16 protein-coding genes are annotated in these 18,987 nt (G+C 34.3%); 6 read left to right on the plus strand and 10 right to left on the minus strand.

What is annotated here, in order from left to right:
* The first annotated feature begins 28 nt into the window (after window positions 1-28).
* From AC4BB5_RS15345 to mnmM, 3 genes are read left to right on the plus strand one after another with little or no spacing between them, the layout of a single operon-like run.
* Window positions 29-679, plus strand: coding sequence for a phosphatase PAP2 family protein (locus AC4BB5_RS15345; protein WP_490456963.1), 651 nt, complete (start codon window positions 29-31; stop codon window positions 677-679).
* Window positions 680-693: 14 nt separating this feature from the next.
* Window positions 694-1,662: a tRNA modification radical SAM protein MnmL/YtqA gene (gene mnmL, locus AC4BB5_RS15350; protein ID WP_490456964.1), complete on the plus strand. Its 969-nt coding sequence runs from the start codon at window positions 694-696 to the stop codon at window positions 1,660-1,662.
* Window positions 1,662-2,228: a tRNA 5-(aminomethyl)-2-thiouridylate-methyltransferase MnmM gene (gene mnmM, locus AC4BB5_RS15355; RefSeq protein ID WP_490456965.1), complete on the plus strand. Its 567-nt coding sequence runs from the start codon at window positions 1,662-1,664 to the stop codon at window positions 2,226-2,228. The genes mnmL and mnmM overlap by 1 nt, the downstream gene beginning before the upstream one ends.
* Window positions 2,229-2,340: 112 nt before the next feature.
* Here the strand turns inward: mnmM and AC4BB5_RS15360 are convergent, their stop codons facing one another.
* The 6 genes from AC4BB5_RS15360 to AC4BB5_RS15385 form a co-directional block, all read right to left on the minus strand.
* Window positions 2,341-3,048, minus strand: a complete 708-nt coding sequence (locus tag AC4BB5_RS15360; RefSeq protein WP_490456966.1) for a winged helix-turn-helix domain-containing protein — start codon at window positions 3,046-3,048, stop codon at window positions 2,341-2,343.
* 196 nt (window positions 3,049-3,244) lie between these two features.
* Complete coding sequence (locus AC4BB5_RS15365; protein WP_490456967.1) at window positions 3,245-4,327, minus strand: WxLIP family cell surface protein; 1,083 nt, start codon at window positions 4,325-4,327, stop codon at window positions 3,245-3,247.
* A gap of 215 nt (window positions 4,328-4,542) precedes the next feature.
* Window positions 4,543-5,325, minus strand: coding sequence for a WxL domain-containing protein (locus AC4BB5_RS15370; RefSeq protein ID WP_490456968.1), 783 nt, complete (start codon window positions 5,323-5,325; stop codon window positions 4,543-4,545).
* 40 nt (window positions 5,326-5,365) lie between these two features.
* Window positions 5,366-6,175 (minus strand): WxL domain-containing protein, encoded by an 810-nt coding sequence (locus tag AC4BB5_RS15375; RefSeq protein ID WP_490456969.1) that lies wholly within the window; start codon window positions 6,173-6,175, stop codon window positions 5,366-5,368.
* The gene (locus AC4BB5_RS15380; RefSeq protein ID WP_490456970.1) at window positions 6,175-6,573 is read right to left on the minus strand and encodes an EF2685/EF0750 family sortase-dependent surface protein; all 399 of its coding nucleotides are present in this window, start codon (window positions 6,571-6,573) and stop codon (window positions 6,175-6,177) included. Before AC4BB5_RS15380 ends, AC4BB5_RS15375 begins: the two co-directional genes overlap by 1 nt.
* Before the next feature lie 12 nt (window positions 6,574-6,585).
* Window positions 6,586-9,477, minus strand: coding sequence for a WxL domain-containing protein (locus tag AC4BB5_RS15385; protein WP_490456971.1), 2,892 nt, complete (start codon window positions 9,475-9,477; stop codon window positions 6,586-6,588).
* 375 nt (window positions 9,478-9,852) lie between these two features.
* Between AC4BB5_RS15385 and AC4BB5_RS15390 the strand changes: the two genes are divergently transcribed.
* The gene (locus AC4BB5_RS15390; RefSeq protein WP_490456972.1) at window positions 9,853-11,340 is read left to right on the plus strand and encodes a helix-turn-helix domain-containing protein; all 1,488 of its coding nucleotides are present in this window, start codon (window positions 9,853-9,855) and stop codon (window positions 11,338-11,340) included.
* Window positions 11,288-11,785 carry a hypothetical protein gene (locus AC4BB5_RS15395; protein ID WP_490456973.1) on the plus strand — a complete coding sequence of 166 codons (498 nt, stop codon included), beginning with the start codon at window positions 11,288-11,290 and terminating at the stop codon, window positions 11,783-11,785. Before AC4BB5_RS15390 ends, AC4BB5_RS15395 begins: the two co-directional genes overlap by 53 nt.
* A 74-nt stretch (window positions 11,786-11,859) precedes the next feature.
* Here the strand turns inward: AC4BB5_RS15395 and AC4BB5_RS15400 are convergent, their stop codons facing one another.
* Complete coding sequence (locus AC4BB5_RS15400) at window positions 11,860-13,629, minus strand: ABC transporter ATP-binding protein (RefSeq protein ID WP_490456974.1); 1,770 nt, start codon at window positions 13,627-13,629, stop codon at window positions 11,860-11,862.
* Window positions 13,622-15,331 (minus strand): ABC transporter ATP-binding protein, encoded by a 1,710-nt coding sequence (locus AC4BB5_RS15405; RefSeq protein ID WP_490456975.1) that lies wholly within the window; start codon window positions 15,329-15,331, stop codon window positions 13,622-13,624. The genes AC4BB5_RS15400 and AC4BB5_RS15405 overlap by 8 nt, the downstream gene beginning before the upstream one ends.
* A 238-nt stretch (window positions 15,332-15,569) precedes the next feature.
* Between AC4BB5_RS15405 and AC4BB5_RS15410 the strand changes: the two genes are divergently transcribed.
* Window positions 15,570-16,217, plus strand: a complete 648-nt coding sequence (locus AC4BB5_RS15410) for a TetR/AcrR family transcriptional regulator C-terminal domain-containing protein (RefSeq protein ID WP_490456976.1) — start codon at window positions 15,570-15,572, stop codon at window positions 16,215-16,217.
* 52 nt (window positions 16,218-16,269) lie between these two features.
* Here AC4BB5_RS15410 and AC4BB5_RS15415 read toward each other — a convergent pair whose 3' ends face one another.
* Together AC4BB5_RS15415 and AC4BB5_RS15420 are read right to left on the minus strand one after the other, a co-directional pair.
* Complete coding sequence (locus tag AC4BB5_RS15415) at window positions 16,270-17,058, minus strand: alpha/beta hydrolase (protein WP_490456977.1); 789 nt, start codon at window positions 17,056-17,058, stop codon at window positions 16,270-16,272.
* Window positions 17,059-17,300: 242 nt separating this feature from the next.
* The gene (locus AC4BB5_RS15420; protein WP_490456978.1) at window positions 17,301-18,764 is read right to left on the minus strand and encodes an MDR family MFS transporter; all 1,464 of its coding nucleotides are present in this window, start codon (window positions 18,762-18,764) and stop codon (window positions 17,301-17,303) included.
* Window positions 18,765-18,987: the final 223 nt, after the last annotated feature.

Raw genomic sequence — 18,987 nt, forward strand, 5'->3', positions numbered from 1 at the left:
GCTTTATCTAGTTTGGAAAGGATCTTTTATGAAAAATAAATTATATTATCAATTTGCAGGTAGCTGCTTCTTGGTTGTCTTTATGTTTTTGGGATATGTGGTACGTTTTTATCCAGACTGGTTAAAAAGTTTTGATCAAACGATCACAGCAATCGTAAGAACCCCATATCCTTCAGCAAATCAATTTTTTATTTGGTATACAAAGTTTGCTGATCCACTGACTGTAGGAATTATCACTTTGGCTATTGCTTTTGTACTATTCAAAGGAAAATATTATGCTGAAACGCTTTGGCTTTTGATCAATACTGGGTTAATCGCTGGTATCGCAAATCCATTGGTCAAGTTAGTCTTTATGCGCCCACGTCCAACTTTAAATCATTTAGTAACGGAACATAGTTACAGCTTTCCTAGCGGACATTCTACTGGGAGTGTACTTTTGTATGGAACAATTATTTTATTGTTGCCACAATTTATTAAACAAAAAGAACTTTGTTTAATTTTACAAATCTTCTTGGGCTTAGGTATTTTACTAATTGGTATCAGCAGGATCTATGCTGGTGTTCATTTCACAAGCGACGTTGTCGGAGGTTTTTGTTTTGGTTTAGCTTGGTTGTTGATGAGCTATCCAATTTATTTAGAAAAACGCTTTGTTTGGCGTTTTAAAAGTAAACAACTATAGAAAGAAGAAAAACAATGTCTAAATTTATATATACTGAAGATCCTAATAAACGATATCACTCATGGAATTATGCTTTGCGTCAGCAGTTCGGCGGAAAAATTTTTAAGGTACCTTTAGACGGAGGATTTGATTGTCCTAATCGTGACGGAACGGTGGCAAAGGGCGGTTGTACTTTTTGCAGTGTTTCAGGATCAGGAGATATGATTGTAGCCCCAAAAGATCCTTTACCCATTCAGTTTCAAAAAGAAGTGCACATGATGCATAAAAAATGGCCTCAAGTCAACCAGTATATTGTCTATTTTCAAAATTTCACTAATACACACGCACCTGTCGAAGTAATTCGACATCGTTTTGAACAGGTTCTTAATGAAAAAGGTGTCGTGGGTATTTCGATCGGAACACGGCCTGATTGTCTTCCAAATGATATCGTCGAGTATTTAGCCGAGCTTAATCAGCGGTACTACTTGTGGGTAGAATTAGGCTTGCAAACAACTTACGAAGACACTAGTAATACAATCAACAGAGCCCATGACTATCAAACTTATTTGGATGGTGTAGCGAAATTACGTAAACATGGCATTCGGGTCTGTACTCATCTGATCAATGGTTTACCTGGTGAAAGTTTAGATATGATGAGAGAAAATGTACGTCGAACGATCCTTGATTCTGATATCCAAGGAATTAAGTTACATCTACTGCATTTGATGACAAATACGCGGATGTTGAGAGATTATCATGAAGGACGTTTGCAGTTGATGACGCAAAAAAACTATGTCAACATCATTTGTGATCAGTTAGAAATGATCCCTCCTGAAATTGTGATCCATCGTTTGACTGGTGATGCTCCAACCGATACCTTAGTTGGTCCCATGTGGAGCTTAAAAAAATGGGAAGTACTGAATGCAATTGATGATGAAATGAAACGTCGAAATAGTGTTCAAGGAATATATAATGTACGCACGTCTAAGGAGGCTCTTATTTAATGCTACAAACTGCACTGCACTTCAGCCATACACTTTTAAAAGAAGTGATTCAAGTTGGTGATACCGTTATTGATGCTACAATGGGTAACGGTAATGACACTGCTTTCTTGGCAAATCTAGTTGGCTCAGAAGGTTTAGTCTATGCATTTGATATTCAAGAACAAGCCCTGCTAAACACTGAAAAAAAACTGATTGAGTTAGGATTAAGTAAACAAGTACGATTATTCCATCAAGGCCATGAAACGATTGAAATCGTTGTTCCTAAAGAAAAATCATTAAGTGCTGCTATTTTTAATCTGGGATACCTTCCCAAGAGTAATAAACAGATCATTACCAAGCCCGACACAACAAAAAGAGCTTTAGATTCACTACTGACTAGACTGTGCCCTAAAGGACGTATTGTTTTAGTTGTTTACTACGGGCATGCTGGTGGGGAAGCCGAATTAAAACTAGTACAAGAGTATTCTCAACAGTTGTCACAAGAAGAATATAGTGTATTAACTTATCAGTTTATTAATCAAAAAAACAACCCGCCAATTTTGTTTTGTATTGAGAAAAAGAGCTAGTATTAAGCAAAAGTGTACGTAAACCAAAATAAAGTATAAAATCTTTTTCTGAGGATTTTATACTTTATTTACTTATTTTTTCCATTTTTATAAGATAAAATTTATTATTCCATTATACTTTCAACATATAACCTCTTGAACGAACGGTCTTTATAAATTCACTATTCTTATCATCTGCCTTATCAATTTTTTTCCTTAAATGATACATCAGATTAGTTATCCGATATTGACGATTTTCAGTAGTATCTCCATAAATATGTTCTTGAAGTTTTTCATAGGTAAATGTCACACCAGGCTTTTGAAATAAAAGATCTAATAACTGAAATTCTAGTCTAGTTAAAGGTACTTCTACACTTCCATTAATCATTACACTAAGATTCTCTGGCACTAAATAAATTTTTGTGCTTTTCCTTTCATTCAGTTGTCCATCAAACATATTAACCTCATGATTATCTATAAAATAATGACTTCGTTGTAATGCATTTTTGATAATTAATTCTTTTTCCATTTTATTAGAATTTTTATTGATAACATAATCTGCTCCTAATTGTAAATAAACCAGTTTGTCCATTTCTTTTTCTATTGATGAGATAATCCAAATAAAGCTGGGCGATTTTTTTTTGATGATCATGATCAATTCACAAACTTCACCCAATTTGTTTTTTTCTTCTTCAACAATGATTATGCCTTCTAACCGATCTAACTCTTTAAGAAGCTCTACACGGCTCTTTAATAAAAATAGTTCAGAATATTCTTCTAAAAAGTCTGTCCTCATTTCTTTTTCCTCGAATCCCAAATAAATCAAGCCAATATTACTCATGCTTTTGTTCACACCTTATGTTTATTTTTGCATTAAAACCTACTCTGAGATTCAATTAGCATAAAATTAGATTGTTCTATTTCCGTTTTGTACGCTAAAGATAGTTTATGTGTTGGAGACAAAATTGTCACTCACAGCATTATGACTCCATCATATCTTATACAAAGTCACTGCAAACAAATAGTTTTTTCTAACGTTATCTATGACCTTTGTTTTTACGTTTTTTGTTCTTTTTACTTTTTTGTATCTGTAACTGTTTATCTTTGGCTTTTTTCTTTTTAAATAACAAAATAATACATAGCACAATAATCAAAATAATTAAAATACCAATTATCAAGTATATCCAATTACTATTCTTCTTAATACTTACATCTGACTTATTAAGTTTTTTAGCAACATCAGCTTTTATTTCAAAATCTTTTGTAAAATGCCATTTCTGATTCATAGAACTAGCATTCATATCTAAAGTATATTTACCCGCCTTTAATTCTTCTCCGGCCAAGGAAACTGGATAGGCAAATGAACTATTGGGCGCCATCTGCATTCCTTCTTTTTTAGATGAATACAGTATATCTTTTTTACCTTTTTTAGTAATTTTTGTATCAATAGATAATTGGTTCATATATTTCGGTTGTGTATTTTGAATGGTTGCATTAATAACATTTCTAGCATTTACTTGTCCTGGTTCAACGCCAGTAAGTTTCAATTCAGAACTAACTTTTTTCTCTGACTCCTGTAATACAATAGCCACAACATAAGCGTATTTATTTTCAATTGCTAGTCCTTGGGCCTTATCTTTTTCATCTTTTTTTTCTATTTCCTTTTCTTCTAGTGTAATGCCACCGGCTAAAATACCTTCAAATTTTTCTGCTGGCATTTGAACATTCAGCTCTAAATCCGTTGCACCTTTTGCAGGAATTTTAACTTCTTTTTTGGTAGATTTTACAATATCTTCAATAGTATATTTTATGGTTTTATCAACTTTTGTATTGGACTCTCCGTATTCAACCACCCCATTGATATTGGTTGTCGCTGTATGAATCGAGGGTTTTACAACAACCTCATTTTCGGTGTCATTTCGCATATGGACTTTTAGTACTTGTTTTTGATTAGGTGTCATGTTCAAATCAAAATAGGTATGAGCTTGGCTTTTTTGATTTTCTGGAAGTACGGGTTCAACACTGAATTTCAATTCAGATGCTTCTACTTTTGGGATCATACCAACTAAACTAATAAATACTATTAAATAACACAACCATTTTATTTTATGTTTAAACATTATTATTTTCCTCCTAATTTTGCATATGTATAATTTGATGAAAAGAAATAAAAGCTCACTTTTTGCTTTGTCTACTCCAACAACTTTAGCAACTGACTTCTAGTGAGAAAATCATCCGTCGTAAATTTTCTCACCAGTAGTCTTGTGTAGTATCGTTGCTTATAAAATGAATCTATTTGCTCTTATCTCTTATTCTAAATGTATTGATCTTATGTTTACTCTACTGTATTTTCTGGAATATCTGTTAATGTCCAAGTCAAAGTTGTTTTATAGGTATCTGCTTCTTTTACTGTAGCCCCTGGTACATCTAGCTTGATACTTTCTTTCATCGTCTGTTCATCTCCAAAACGATACACCCATGTACCGAAACCTTCACCTGTTGATGCGGCCATCACATTTTCTACAACACCTCCACCATCTGTTCCTAAGATAAATGTATTTTTCACTGTGCTTGGCGCTTTTGAAGAAGACACTGTCGCTGCTTCACCATTTAAGAAAGTGATTTGAGCTCCTGTTAATTCTTTATTGTTTTTTAATGATTTAAATTGACCATTTTGTTTTACACTAAGTGCCCAACCTTTTTCTCCACCACGTTTATCTGTTACTTGAGCATAATTTGGTACTGGATTTACTTCATCAATATTTCCATCTTTATCTTTTAAATATTGAGGTTTAGCAAAATACGTTTGATTTTTGTTGGAAATCAATTGTGTACCAAAGTCTAAAATTGAAGCATAGTCCAAACTTAATGGACCGTTTGTTCCTGGTTCTACTGGTTTATCTGGATTTGTTGGATCAACTGGAACAACTGGTTTTTCTGGATCTGGATTTGTTGGATCTGTTGGGTCTGTTGGTGAATCATCTTCGATAAATTTCACTTGTGCATCTGTATCGCGGTTGGCTGGTAATTCGCCTGGTGCAGCCATTGCTTGTGTAGAAAATAAGATTGTGCTGAATAGTAACACGCTTGCTGTTGTTGCTAATTTGATTGATTTCATTTTGTTATTCTCCTCTATCTGTTTCATTATATTTTATGAATTATTCTACTTCGGTTGTATTTCCTGGTACGTCTGTTAATGACCAGATTAATTTTGTTTCGTATTTTACAGCATCTTTCGGTGTTGTCCCTGGTACAGATAATGTGATTGCTTTATTTTTCTTCACTGTTTGACCATTTATTTCAACATCTTCAAGTGTTCCAAAACGGTCTACCCATGTGCCCGCACCAGCCCCTTTATCTGCGGTCATCACGTTGGTTGCAGTCCCCGGTACTAACGTCATATCAACAGTTTTTGGCGCTACCACATTAGTACTATTTGAAGCTGCTGTACCTTGCGTAAATTTAATTTGTGAACCTGTCAGCTCTTTGTTTAACGTTTGATCATTTTTGAATTGAGTATCTTGTTTAACTGTTAGTGTCCAACCATCGTTCGTTCCACGTTTATCAGAAATTTGTACATAGTTAGGTTTTGCGGAAGAGGGGTCAAAGTCTGAGAGATCTTCATTCCATAAATATTGTGGTTCTGCGTAGTACACTTCATCTTTGTTTGTAATTTTATTTTTTCCAAAGTCAATACTTGAAGCGAAATCTATACTTAAGGGTCCTTCTGTTCCCGGGTTAGGTTTATGATCAGGTGTTGTTGGATCCCAAGGTTTAACTGGGTTGTTTGGATCTGGATCATTTGGATCTACAGGATCTGTTGGATCTGTATCTGGAACAAACTCAACAATTCCTCCACTTTGATAGTTTCTTTCATAGTTACCTTCCGCAAATGCATTCACGCTTGAAACAGTCATTGAACCTAGAATCATCAATACTGCTGCCGATTTAAAATTTACATATTTCATTATACGTTCTCCTCTTTACTTTTTTTTCTATTTATAAGGACAATCAATACCGCAACCACTACGATCAAAATACCAATCAATCCAAAATAACGATTCTTCATTTCTCCTGTATTAGGAAGTGTTCTTCCCGCAGGTTTACTAGTTAACTGATTCACATTGGTTTCATCTTGAACATTCTCTATTGGTTTATCTGGATGAGGCATCTCTGTTGATTCTTCAACCAACAAGTCATCCGGATGAGACTCTTTTTCGGGATATTCATAAGAACCATAAAATCCAACTCCTGCGGGCGATTCATACTCCTGATGCTCAGCCGCTTTTACATGACTGTTTCCAATCATTAGAAAGAAGAACCCACATAGTAACCACAAAACAACTAAAAATTGGCTTTTTTTCATTTGATTCTTCTCCTATTCATGATTATTCGCTGGAACATCTTGCAACGTCCACTTTATGGAGCCTGAATATTTTTCAGCACGTGGTTGACCGGCTTTTATATCTAAAAACGGACCGTTTTCTGTTCCTACCCAATCAGCTGAAATATCCACACTCTGTTCATCAATCGTCTCTTTTTCAATAATCGGAATTGCATTACCTAATGTAAAAATATATTCCTGCTCTTGTTTTTTATAGTGCAGGCTATTTATTAATTCATGTCCAGAAGTGCTACTCAATTCTTTTAATAAAGTAGCCGTCATTGACCAATGTTCTCCCGTACCGCGATGATCCTCTACCATCAGAGCATCATCTTTTGATGCGATTGAATACGTTTTATCTTTTGCAGAGATTTTTAACGCTTCTCCAAAATCAAGTACTTTTGGAGCTGAAACAAAAACTAAGTCTCCTCTTTTTTCCATAATTTCAGTCTGAACTTCGTTTGAAGTTGGTCTGTTTTTATCATCTAATGCTGTCCCATTTCTAAAGTCTGCCCAAAAATTAGCTTTTGCTTTTATCAGTGTACCGTCAGGTGCTTCTTGTTTAACTGTGGCTTTATACTCTACATATATATTTTGATTGATAGGAACGATTTCTCCTTCTTTAGTAAAGTTGGCAGAATAAACAACTGTATTAGCAATAGGGCTATAAACCACCTTTCCGATTGAACTACCTGACTGATCTTTTAGTATTCCCTCTGTCATATTCTCCAAGTTAGGATCAAATGGTATATATCCTTGAAAACTTCGATAATTTGTATTGCTCAAACTATTAGGGTTTAGAATGGTTGTTCGATATACTAAAGTCTCTCCTTGAACTGCTTTATCGGCAATTGTGCCATCTTCATGAAAAACTTCTTCAGTTAGCTTAAAGTCTAATTTTTCACTAACAGGTATTTGTACTTCGGCACTAGCTGTCTCAGAATTTTGATTAGTAGCAGTAAATTGATTGATAATCGTTTGATCCACACCTGAAACAATTTTAGCTTTGTATTTTATTTCAATTTGCTTCTTAGCTGGAATATCATATAATCCTGCCGTAAATTTATGTGCCTCCTTATCATAAATCGATGGGTCAAGTATACTTTCTTTTCCATCGCTGTCTACTAAAATCAAAGACGAGGTGTCTAACTCTAATTCTTTAGGCAATACATCCGTCACATTCACCTGTTTCCAAACATCCATATCCCCTCTGTTCATTGCTACTAAACTAAAGGAAAGAGTATCGCCCACTCTATTTACACCGTCTGATGAATTCTCGTTTTTGTAATTTTTTTCTGCTGCTGGTAAAACAGGTGCGGGCTCTTCGATTGATAAATCTAGCGATCCCGTTCCAACCTCACCCGGATTTAAATAGACTTGATTCCACCTTAAAGCAAAAACTGGATGCCCCAATGGAAATTCATAATCTAAAGGTTGAATTGGATCCCAAATTTCATAAGGATTTTTATATCCTGTCATTGGGTTCAACCATTTTTGTCTGTCTATTCCTTTCCAATAACTAATTTTATATACTGCTCTACCACTTGATATACTAGTATCTGAATTTAAGTTCCCCACCTTATAATCTGTTGGACCTAAACTGCTGTTATAGCCCTTATTAGTGTAAAAATAAACTCGTGCGGGTAAAGAATCAACTGGCGTTTTAGTCGGTTCATTGAAGTACAATCCTGATTCACCAAATGAAAATAACCTAGAATTGGTGTGTGCTCCTCCTACATCCATGTGAGCCCCATAATTCAATGCATAATATTTCGCTTGTTGATTTTCATTATAATAACTTATATCATAACGAATTCTGCCTGTTCCTTTACTAATGACATAACCATGAACCCTTACAGGTTGATACGTAGTTTCAGCCCCAACTATCGCTGCTTTTTCAAAAAAACCATAGGACACAATTTCGTTTTCTTTCACATATTGCGAAATTATCCACGTATTAGTGCTATTAGAGCCAGTTGGATCATAGTTGTTACCACTTTTCGTTATCGCTCCATCTGGCTGATCCATTTCACCTATATCAAAATTAGCAGCACTTTCACTGACATTACTACGCGTATAATCAAAATCATAACCAAAAACACGTGTAGTTTCTTCTGCGGCTACTTGTTTTTTCACTCCAATCATCATAGGTGATAAGAGTGGCATTCTTGTATCTTGTCCTAATGCAGCGTACATATTTCCTGTTTTATTGAAACTTTCTGTACTATAAGTGTAGTTGTTGGCTTTACCTGCGTGCCCAAAAAACATATAGTAGTTTCTTTGCTGATTATCAAACGTCCCACCCGTTAACTTAACTGGCGTATTAACAGCAACTTGATTAAATGTCGTTAAATCCAAACCATCTGTATTTAACAGATTCCAATCGAAACTTGGTAACGTTACTTTTGGCTGAGCAATTTCCGCTGATTTTCCACTTGCTGGTTCTTTTGATATTTCTTCTTTAGAATCCATCTGATTCAGACCAAAACTATCTTTTTTATCAAAAGTACTTTCCGTTTTTAATTTTTGAACAATAATTTGTAATTCTTCATTTTCACCACCAGCTTGAACAGATATTCTTTGGTCGCCTACTTCTAAAAAGCGACCGGAAAATAAAATTTTTGTTATATTACCATTCTTTAACTTGAATGAGAGTTGATCTTTCTTAGAGTCAACTTCAATATTTTGAATTTTATCAATATTTTCTTGTTTAAATTTTTCCTCATCTAATTGAAAACTTTTTGGATAATGTAGTGTGAGAACATTTTCTTGTATATCATTTAATCCAATGGTGAAATCAGTCATATTTTCAACTTGAACTATCTTTTCAATTGTACTCAACTGTAATGTTTTCTCTTGAGCAGAAATTTTATCAGAAAAAAACATAATTATACTTCCTATTAAAACTATAAAAATAGACATAATAAAGAGTATGTAAGTATTGGGAAAAATTTCTCTTCTCCGCTTTGCGATCATAGACCCTCCTTTCTAGTTGATACACTGTTTGCCTTATTCTAGAGGACTTGGTGCACCGCATCCCTAAGACAAGACTTATTATATTGTCGCTACCCTTTTTTGTCATTTCAATTTTTTTTAAATAAATTCAAAAAAAATGGAAACAGGAATAAATTCTTTATAATACACTGTTTATTAAATTTATTTCTATTTTCAAAAAAAAAGTCAATTGTTTTATCTGTACTTTGACTATATAATCAAGTTCATTGGGGTATTTGAAGTATAGGTTACAAGAGGAGAGATCTTATGAAGCAATTTTTAAATAAAGAATATCAATCTAGGCTTGCTATTTTAAATTACCTTGAAATGCATCCTTTACAAAGCGCTTCATTTAAACAGCTATCTAGCGATTTGATGTTATCTACCTATGTAGTGAAAAAAGAAGTCAATCAATTAATTGAAGACTTTGATTTTTTTGAAATTTCTGATCTTAAGCTAATCATTGAAAATAAAACGATTCATTTTTATTCAACAGGTCAGGACTCATTATTAACACTCCAATGGTATTATTTAAAAGAATCAAAGTTATTTTTACTTCTAGATGCTCTTTTTAAAGATGATCAATTTTCATTTGAAGATTTTTCAACAAGTCAATATTTAAGTCTTTCAGCCACTTATTTATTGAAATCTGAACTTGACAAATTACTCGCATTGTATGATATAAGTATCGATTCTAATTTAGAATTTTTAGGAGAGGAAACCGCTATTCGTATTTTTCTTTTTGATGTCTATTTCTTCTCATTTAATAGCTTAGAATTTCCTTTTCCCAAGGAAATCGATGATTTAGCAGAACGCTTATTAAAAAAAATTAGTATTTTACATTCCGTAAAATTTGCCTATTCACAAAGAATAAAACTAAAATTTTTTCTAGCGATTATATTTCAAAGACTATATAATGGCAATACTATTTCTATGGAGGAAACCGCTGAGACAGAGGCTTCGTTAAGAATTTCATTGATAAAGGAGTGGTTCGCAACTTACACAACTTTAACCGCTAAAGAAATTTCTCAAGAAGTAGCCTTTATCTATTCTTTCTTAATTGCTGAACAAATGATCACAAATTATGATCCCAAAATAGTTCGAAATCATATAAAAAAAATTTGCCCAGAAGCCTTCCATTTAACAACTCTTTTTCTAAAAGAACTAAAAAAGAAATTTTCTATTTCTGAAGAGGCACCCTACTATTACAATTTACAAAATGGATTGCTGCAGGTTCACTATCGATTCCTTCGGTTTACCCATATAAATACTTCTTATTCATTCGAAGCTAATTTTATTTTTTTCAAAGAAAATTATCCGGATTTCTTTTTCTTTATTGAATCATTTATAAAAAAATATAAATTACATACGGGTTCAACCAGTACTCTTCAATATGACTACTTATTTTTACTAATCCAGCATATACCAATTACAATTATTAGCACTCCAGTCTATGTCTGTGTTGATTTTCTGTACGGAAAAGCTTATAACGAATTTATTATTGAAAATATTCAGTCATTCAAATTTCTTAATATCATTATAGAAAATTCAATTTCTAAAAAAACAGATCTCTATTTATCAGATATCAAATTAAAGAACTTACCCTGTGAGTTTATTATTTGGAAAAAGCCTCCTTTACCTTCTGATTGGGAGCATTTCGGTAATATCGTAGTAGAAATGAAAGAAAGGAAAACGAATATCAATGAAAAAAAAGAAACCAAAAAAGATTATTCTCACAACTACTCTTATCCATAGCGCTGTGTTAACTAGTCTACTAGTCGTTGTTGGTCCTCTAGATGTTATTGCAAATGGTGTAGCTCCAGTAAATCCACTTAATCCTGCTGTGACCATTCAACCAACATCTCCACCACCCGACACTTTTTCAAAACCTGAAAAAGAAAGCAACACACCTCAAACTACAACATCAAGTCCAAGTACAAACTCAAAGTCGAAAGTGCCTAAGCAACTTCCAAAAAAAGTAACTGACGCTCATATAAAAATGAAAAAGAAGAAGCCATCTAAATTAAGAAATGTGAACGAACTTTCTTCCTACCCATTGAGCAATGAAGGTGCAGTTTTGGAACAACGACTCCAAATTAGCGGTGGTTCAGTTGATTTTACAAAGAAGACTACACAAGTAGGGCAGACATTAGCTAAATTATCTGGGGTGCTTATTTATGGAAAAAAATACACAGCTTAAAAAAAGACCGAAAATCAATCAAATGATTTTCGGTCTTTGCTTTGTTTATTTCTTAATTCTATTACTTTTTACATTTATTCAAATACAAATTGATTATGATACAATTCTGAATAAAACCCTTCTTGTTTTAACAGTTCATGATGACTTCCTTCTTCAATCACTTCACCATTCCTTAAAACAACAATACGATCCGCATTCAAAATAGTTTTTAATCGATGCGCAATCACAAAGCTAGTTCTGCCTTTAATTGCTTCATCCATGGCTTTTTGAATTTTAGCCTCAGTTACGGTGTCTACATTACTAGTTGCTTCATCCAAAATCAATAGTGATGGGTTTGTGATGATCGTTCTAGCAATACTGATCAATTGTTTTTGCCCTGTACTGAAGATGTTATTTTCCTCAGTAATTTCAGTATCATACCCTTTTTCTTGTTCCATAATGAATTCGTGAATATTCGCTTGTTTAGCCGCTCCGATGATTTCTTCCTCAGTTGCTTCAGGTTTACCAAAAGCAATGTTAGCACGGATTGTTCCAGAAAATAAAACAGAATCTTGTAAAACGATACCAACATGGTTTCGTAGGCTACTTAATTCAATTTCTCGAATATCCGTTCCATCAAATCTCACTGAACCACTATTTACATCATAAAAACGATTCAGCAAGTTCATAATAGTTGTTTTCCCTGATCCTGTTGGCCCGACTAAAGCAACCATTTCACCTTTGCTTACATTAATTGAAACATCTTTTAAAATCGGCACTTCTGGATCATAACCAAAATTAACGTTGTTCAAGGAAACTGACTCGTTGATACCATCAATTTCTTTCCCATCTTTTGGATTGATTTCATCTGGTTCATCAAACATTTCATTTAAGCGACGTGCTCCTGTAATGGCTAACTGAATCATGCTATATCCTGAAGAAATCTGCATCAATGGTTGGTAATATTGTTGAGAATATTGAACAAATGTTACGACTAAACCTAAAGCCACTGTTTTTTCCAAATCACCATTCAATGCTAACCAACCACCAAAGAAAATCACAATGGCAGTATTAACAAGGGCCATTCCCTGCATCATAGGAAACAATAGTCCAGAGTAAACTTGACCTTTAAAGGTTGCTTTACGTACTGTTTCGTTATGTTCCAAGAACCCGTCGATTGTTTCTTCTTGCAGACCATTTGTGATGATCACACGTTGTCCACTAATTTTTTCATCCATATAACCATTTAACTTTCCAACTTCATCTTGTTGGATATCAACATATTTACGTGCTTTACTGATTACAACAACTGCAATCAAAATAGCAACTGGAGTAGAGGCAATTGTTGCCCAAGCTAGTTGAACATTTTGGCGGAACATCATAATCAAAATTCCAACAAATAACGCAATGTTTGTCATCACTTGCAATAATGCTTGATTCAAACTATTTTGGATATTGTCTAAATCACTGGTGAAACGGCTTAAAATTTCACCATCTTGATGAGAATCAAAGAAGCGAATTGTTAGTTTTTCTAATTTATTGAATAGTCCAATACGCATACGGTTTGTCGACTTTCCAACAACTTGAGTAAATAGAATACTATAGATGAAGTTTGCTGCACTTGTTAGAACATAAAAAATCAATAACTTCCAGATAATATCCATAAACTTACTCTTATCATCATTTCCTTGCGCCAACGCTCTTGTGTAATTTGCTAATTCTTGAACTGCTTCACCAATAAATTGCGGTGCTTTAACTTGTAAATACGTTGCAATGATGATCGTCACAAAAATAAACAAGAAGGAAAGTTTATAGCGTTTTAAATAATGAAAAAAGAATTTACTTGCTCTTATTAAATCAGTCATTATTTTCATCCTTTCCTTTTTGTGTTTCATAGATTTCTTGGTAGATTGGGTTTGTTTTGGCTAATTCTTCATGAGTACCTTCGCCCACTAATTGACCTTTGTCTAAAACTAAAATACGGTCAGCATGAACAACAGAAGAAATTTTCTGTGCAATCACGATCGTTGTTGTTTCTTTTAAATCATTATCCAATGCTTCTCTAACCAAGCGCTCTGAGCGAGCGTCCAAGGCGCTGGTACTATCATCCAAAATCAAAATTTTAGGATCTCCAATCACACCTCTTGAAATAGATAGTCGTTGTTTTTGTCCGCCTGAAAAATTATTGCTTCGTTCAGCAACTGGTGCTTCATATTGCAATGCTAACTTCTCGATGAACTCTTTTGCCTGAGCGATTTCGGTTGCATGAGCCATATCAGATTCATCAGCATCTCTTTTACCTTGACGTAAATTTTGTGAAATCGTACCTGAAAAGAGAATCGCTTTTTGTAAAACGAAGGACACTGCTTTACGTAAGCTGTGCTCATTTACATTCTTCAAGTCGACGCCGCCGATTTCCACTGTTCCTTCTGATGGATCGAATAAGCGAGGAATCAATTGTGCCAACGTTGACTTACCAGCACCTGTGGCTCCAACGACTCCAATCATTTCACCTGGTTTGATAGAAAATGAAATATCTTTCAATGTGTCAGTCTCATCCCCTGGATATCGAAAACTAACATGGTCAAAAACTACACTGCCATCTAAGTTTTGTTCCGGTACATCTTTATAAGTGAGTGCTGGAACAGTATCCATCACTTCTTTAATTCGTTTGATCGAAACAGCAGCACGAGAAGTCATCATCATCATCATTCCACCGATAATGATTGCCATCATGATTTGCATCAAATAGTTCATAAACGACGCAACACTACCAATAACAGTCGGATTATCTTTCACTAAATTACTAACAAGAAAAATCGACCCTACAACCGCTAGATTAGCCGCTAACATAAATGAAGGAATCATCACAGAAAAAAGTGTGCCCACAATCAAGTTATGCGTTGTCAGTTCTTCGCTAACTTTTGTGAAACGATTTAATTCATTTTTCTCTTGGACAAATGATTTGACTACGCGAATCCCTAAAAGATTCTCTTTTGCCAAACCATTCACTTTGTCAATCAACTTTTGAATAAGCATAAAATGTTTACCCATTTGAGAAAAAGATAGTGCCGTGATAATAAATACAGCAACAACTAGTAAAACAATCACCCACCACAACTGCGGCAATGTCATCATCGCTAGGATAAAGCTACCAATAAATAAAATCGGAATCCTGAACAACGACTGCAAGGCAATCATGATTACATTTTGAATTTGAGTAACATCATTCGTCAAGCGAACGACTAAATTTCCAGCTGAAAATTCTTCAATATTTCCAAATGAAAATGTTTGAATCTTACGAAATGTTGTTTCACGGATATCGGCACTCACACCTTGTGCGACTTTTGCAGAATAAATTGTATTGAACACACCCGCAATCAAGCCCAGACCTGCGATTCCAATTAAATACAAACCAAGTTCTTTCATTTGGCTCTTATCATCTTTAATAATTGCTTCTAAGACTTTTTGTAATAGTTTAGGCTGCCATAAAGCCGACATGACCATGACAACAACACTAATCAATGCTATGGTAACTTCCAGCTTGTACTTTTTGACATGCTCCATAATAATACTCACATAATCCCAACTTTCTTTGTAAAACTAGCCCTTACTTGATTCGTTGTGCAACTTTCAACGATCATTTAATGTTATTATGTGGTAATAGGCCTATGAAAGAGACACGTTCACCTTCATTGACTTCACAAACTTAACACTGTAAAATTAGGCTGCATAACAATTTACCATTTTTAGAAACGAAATTCAAGAAGTTAGCTTATATTTTTTGTATAAAAGGATGAGAAATTTGGAAGAAAAATTATCAAAAGAAAAAATCGTTCAAGCTGCTTTTCAATTATTGAGAGAAAATCCTGAACTAGAAAAATTATCCATGCGTAAAGTCGCTCAAAAACTTAACATCCAAGCACCAGCAATTTATTGGCATGTAGAAAATAAACAAGCATTGCTCCAAAGTATGGCAGAAGAGATAGAAAATCATTTTATAGCTCCTAAGCCTAAAGAAAATTGGAAAGAAACAATCTATGCCTACATGGAAAATTATTATGAATTGTATCTGCAATATCCATGTGCAATCGAAATCGAAATCCAAACAATTCCTTCTTACCCATCTAGACTAAGACATCTTGACGCGATCCTGGGTATTCTTAATGATGCTGGATTTTCCATTGAATTAAGTTACATGACGATCACCTCCTTACAGCACTTATTGTTTGGTATGCTAATGGATTCTTCAGAAGAGAAGAAGTTATACAATAAAGTCATGGCTGGTGATGATTACTTGAAAAAGCAAATTATCTTAATGAAACAATATGTTCAAGAACATGAGCTGAATAATATTAGCGAAAGTATTCAATATAGACAAAAGGAAAAGCAAAAAGATTTTTTCATGAAAACTTTGCGAGTATTTTTGAATGGTTTAGATACGTTTGTCTAATAGTAATACGCAAAAAAGCGTAGACATTTTTATTTGTCTACGCTTTTAAATTCTATTTTTTTAATGGCAACCATTGTAACACTCGTTGAATCCATGCATCCCAAAACACCCAATCATGATTACCAGGTCCCGTTTCAAATTTGTGCTCGATATTATGAGACGTCAGCGCATTGGACATTACTTTATTTCCATACAAAAGTAAATCCTCTTCTCCACAGCAAAGGAAGATACTTGGCGCAGCTTCTCCATTTACGACTAACTGATCAAGTAAAAACATTGGGTCGTTTATTGATCCTTGAACCTTTTCTAATGGACCAAAAATTCCTTCCCAGAAATTTCTTCCTTTAATTGCTAGTAAATCTTCTATCCTGTCAGCAAGGTTCACGGCACCTGATAAAGAGGCCACAGCCCCAAAGTTTCTTGGTTTAGCTAGCCCCAGTTTTAAAGCCCCATAGCCACCCATTGAAAGTCCTACTGCAAAGGTTTTTTCTCTTTTCGTTGTCAACTGCGGGAATAATTCATGACAAATATTTGGCAATTCCTCAGAAATAAACGTCCAGTAGTTCATTTCATACGTTGTATCAGTATACCACCCAAGATCTGTAGACGGCATAATCACAGCTAAACCTAAATCTGAGACATAACGTTCTATTGATGTTCGTCGTTCCCACACACTATGATTTCCACCCATTCCATGAAGTAAATACATCACAGGAACATCAGTATCGTTTCCTTTTGTTGCTGTACCAATTTTTTTCTCCGTTTTTTGTGGCAAAATAACATTCACAGATACTTCCATCTCTAATACATTTGAATAAATACTTGCTTGCAAAAAAGCCATCCAACATCCCTCATTTTCTGTTTTCTATTATTGTAGCATTAAATCAATTATTTTTTGACTAAATATAGAAATCAAAAAATACTCGTTCTTCTAAGAAGAACGAGCAGAGGAGGAGTTAAAAATGAAAATAGTTTACTTAGTTGTTTGCTTTTGGTATACCAATATCATACAAAGTAAGTATGAACTTTTTATGTCAAAACTTCGTATTCTATAGGCATTTTTTATAAAGAAATAAAACTCCTCTAGTTAGTCATTTTCTTTTTCACACTTACATTTAGAATCATTGCAAGAATGATCAAGCCAATGCCGACTACATATACATTATGAAGTCCAGCATACAACATGCCTCGTAACGGTTTGAGTAAATCTGCTGGAATCGTATTAGCTGTATGTGGATTAACCAGTTGATTCATCACATCAGAGTCAACTTTCAATGTACTTTTTGCTAATTCCGAAGTTGTTACTGCATTGATGATCACACCAAAGATCGAGACCATCAAGGTTTGCCCAATCGTTCTAGCTAATGTATTGAATGATGTTGCAACGCCCATTTCAGATGGATCTACACTACTTTGAGCTGTCACAGTTGTTGTGGTGATCGTAATCCCAAAACCAACGCCTAAAACAGATGAGATGGCGAAGAACCAAACAAATGAAATCGTTGCTGGAACTAATACTAGGAAGATACCCCCTAATAAAGTAATACTCAAACCAATCGTCAGTACTCTTTTCGTTGGATGTTTTTCCATTAAATTACTAGCAATGAACGAACCTACCATCCATAAAATGGACATTGGTGCTAAGACAAGTCCACCGATTCCTGCACTTTTTCCTAATACGCCTTGCATCCACATTGGGATATACACTTCTACCCCCATCAAAAATCCACTGATCAAAGCTGCTACAATATTGACGATTACAAACGTCGAGTTTTTAAACAGCATCAAATCAATAACTGGATCTTTCGCTCTTTTTTCCACAAAAATAAATCCAATAAAAAATAAAACAGATGCTCCTAAACATAGGAACACTTTTAAATCGAAACCGCCATCACCAATTAGTTGGAAACCTAATAATAGCGTTAATAAAACCAACATCAACTGAATACTACCCAAGATATCCATAGGTACTTTTTTCTGTTCTCTTTTTGGCTCCACCAAAAAGTAAGCAATCAAGCCCATTAAAACAATACCAATCGGTACATTAATAAAGAAAATCCAATGCCAACCTACAGTATCTACAATAAATCCACCTGCAAGTGGTCCAAAAATACTCGCAATTCCCCAAGCTGCACTATTCAAACCTAGCATTTTTGCACGTTTATCAATTGAATAAATATCTGCCAAGATCGTTAAAGCAACTGGCATGATAGCTCCTGCACCAATCCCTTGAATTGCCCGAGCAATGATCAATGTGATCATATTTTGAGCTAAACCACAAAGGGAAGAACCGATAATAAAAATAATGATTCCAATCATAAAAATTGGTTTACGTCCGATTTTATCTGCTAATTTCCCGTAAATCGGCGTTAACATGGCATTTGTTAATAAATAAATAGAAAATACCCAGTTCATAATTTCCATGCCATGCAATGATCCTACGATCGTTGGCATAGCTGTTGAGACGATCGTCCCTTCAATTGCAGTCATAAATGTTGCAACAAAAACACTGATCGTGACAAGTTTGACGTTTGTTTTTCTTTCCATGTATCTCCATCCTTTTAATTTTTTTAGTTTAATAAAGTTACTTATAAATTCATTTACAGAGGTTTATTGGTACTGTTGTGAGACTTTACGTTACTATCAGAGTTTTTAGGTTTGTTGTAATCTACTCATGACTAATTTTATGAATTGTTGGCTTTTATTTGTTGTTTGATTTATGGCATTTGGTGATTTCAATTACTTTGGTCGCTAACTTCTATTTGTTATT

Source organism: Enterococcus sp. AMC1252 (assembly GCF_058216515.1).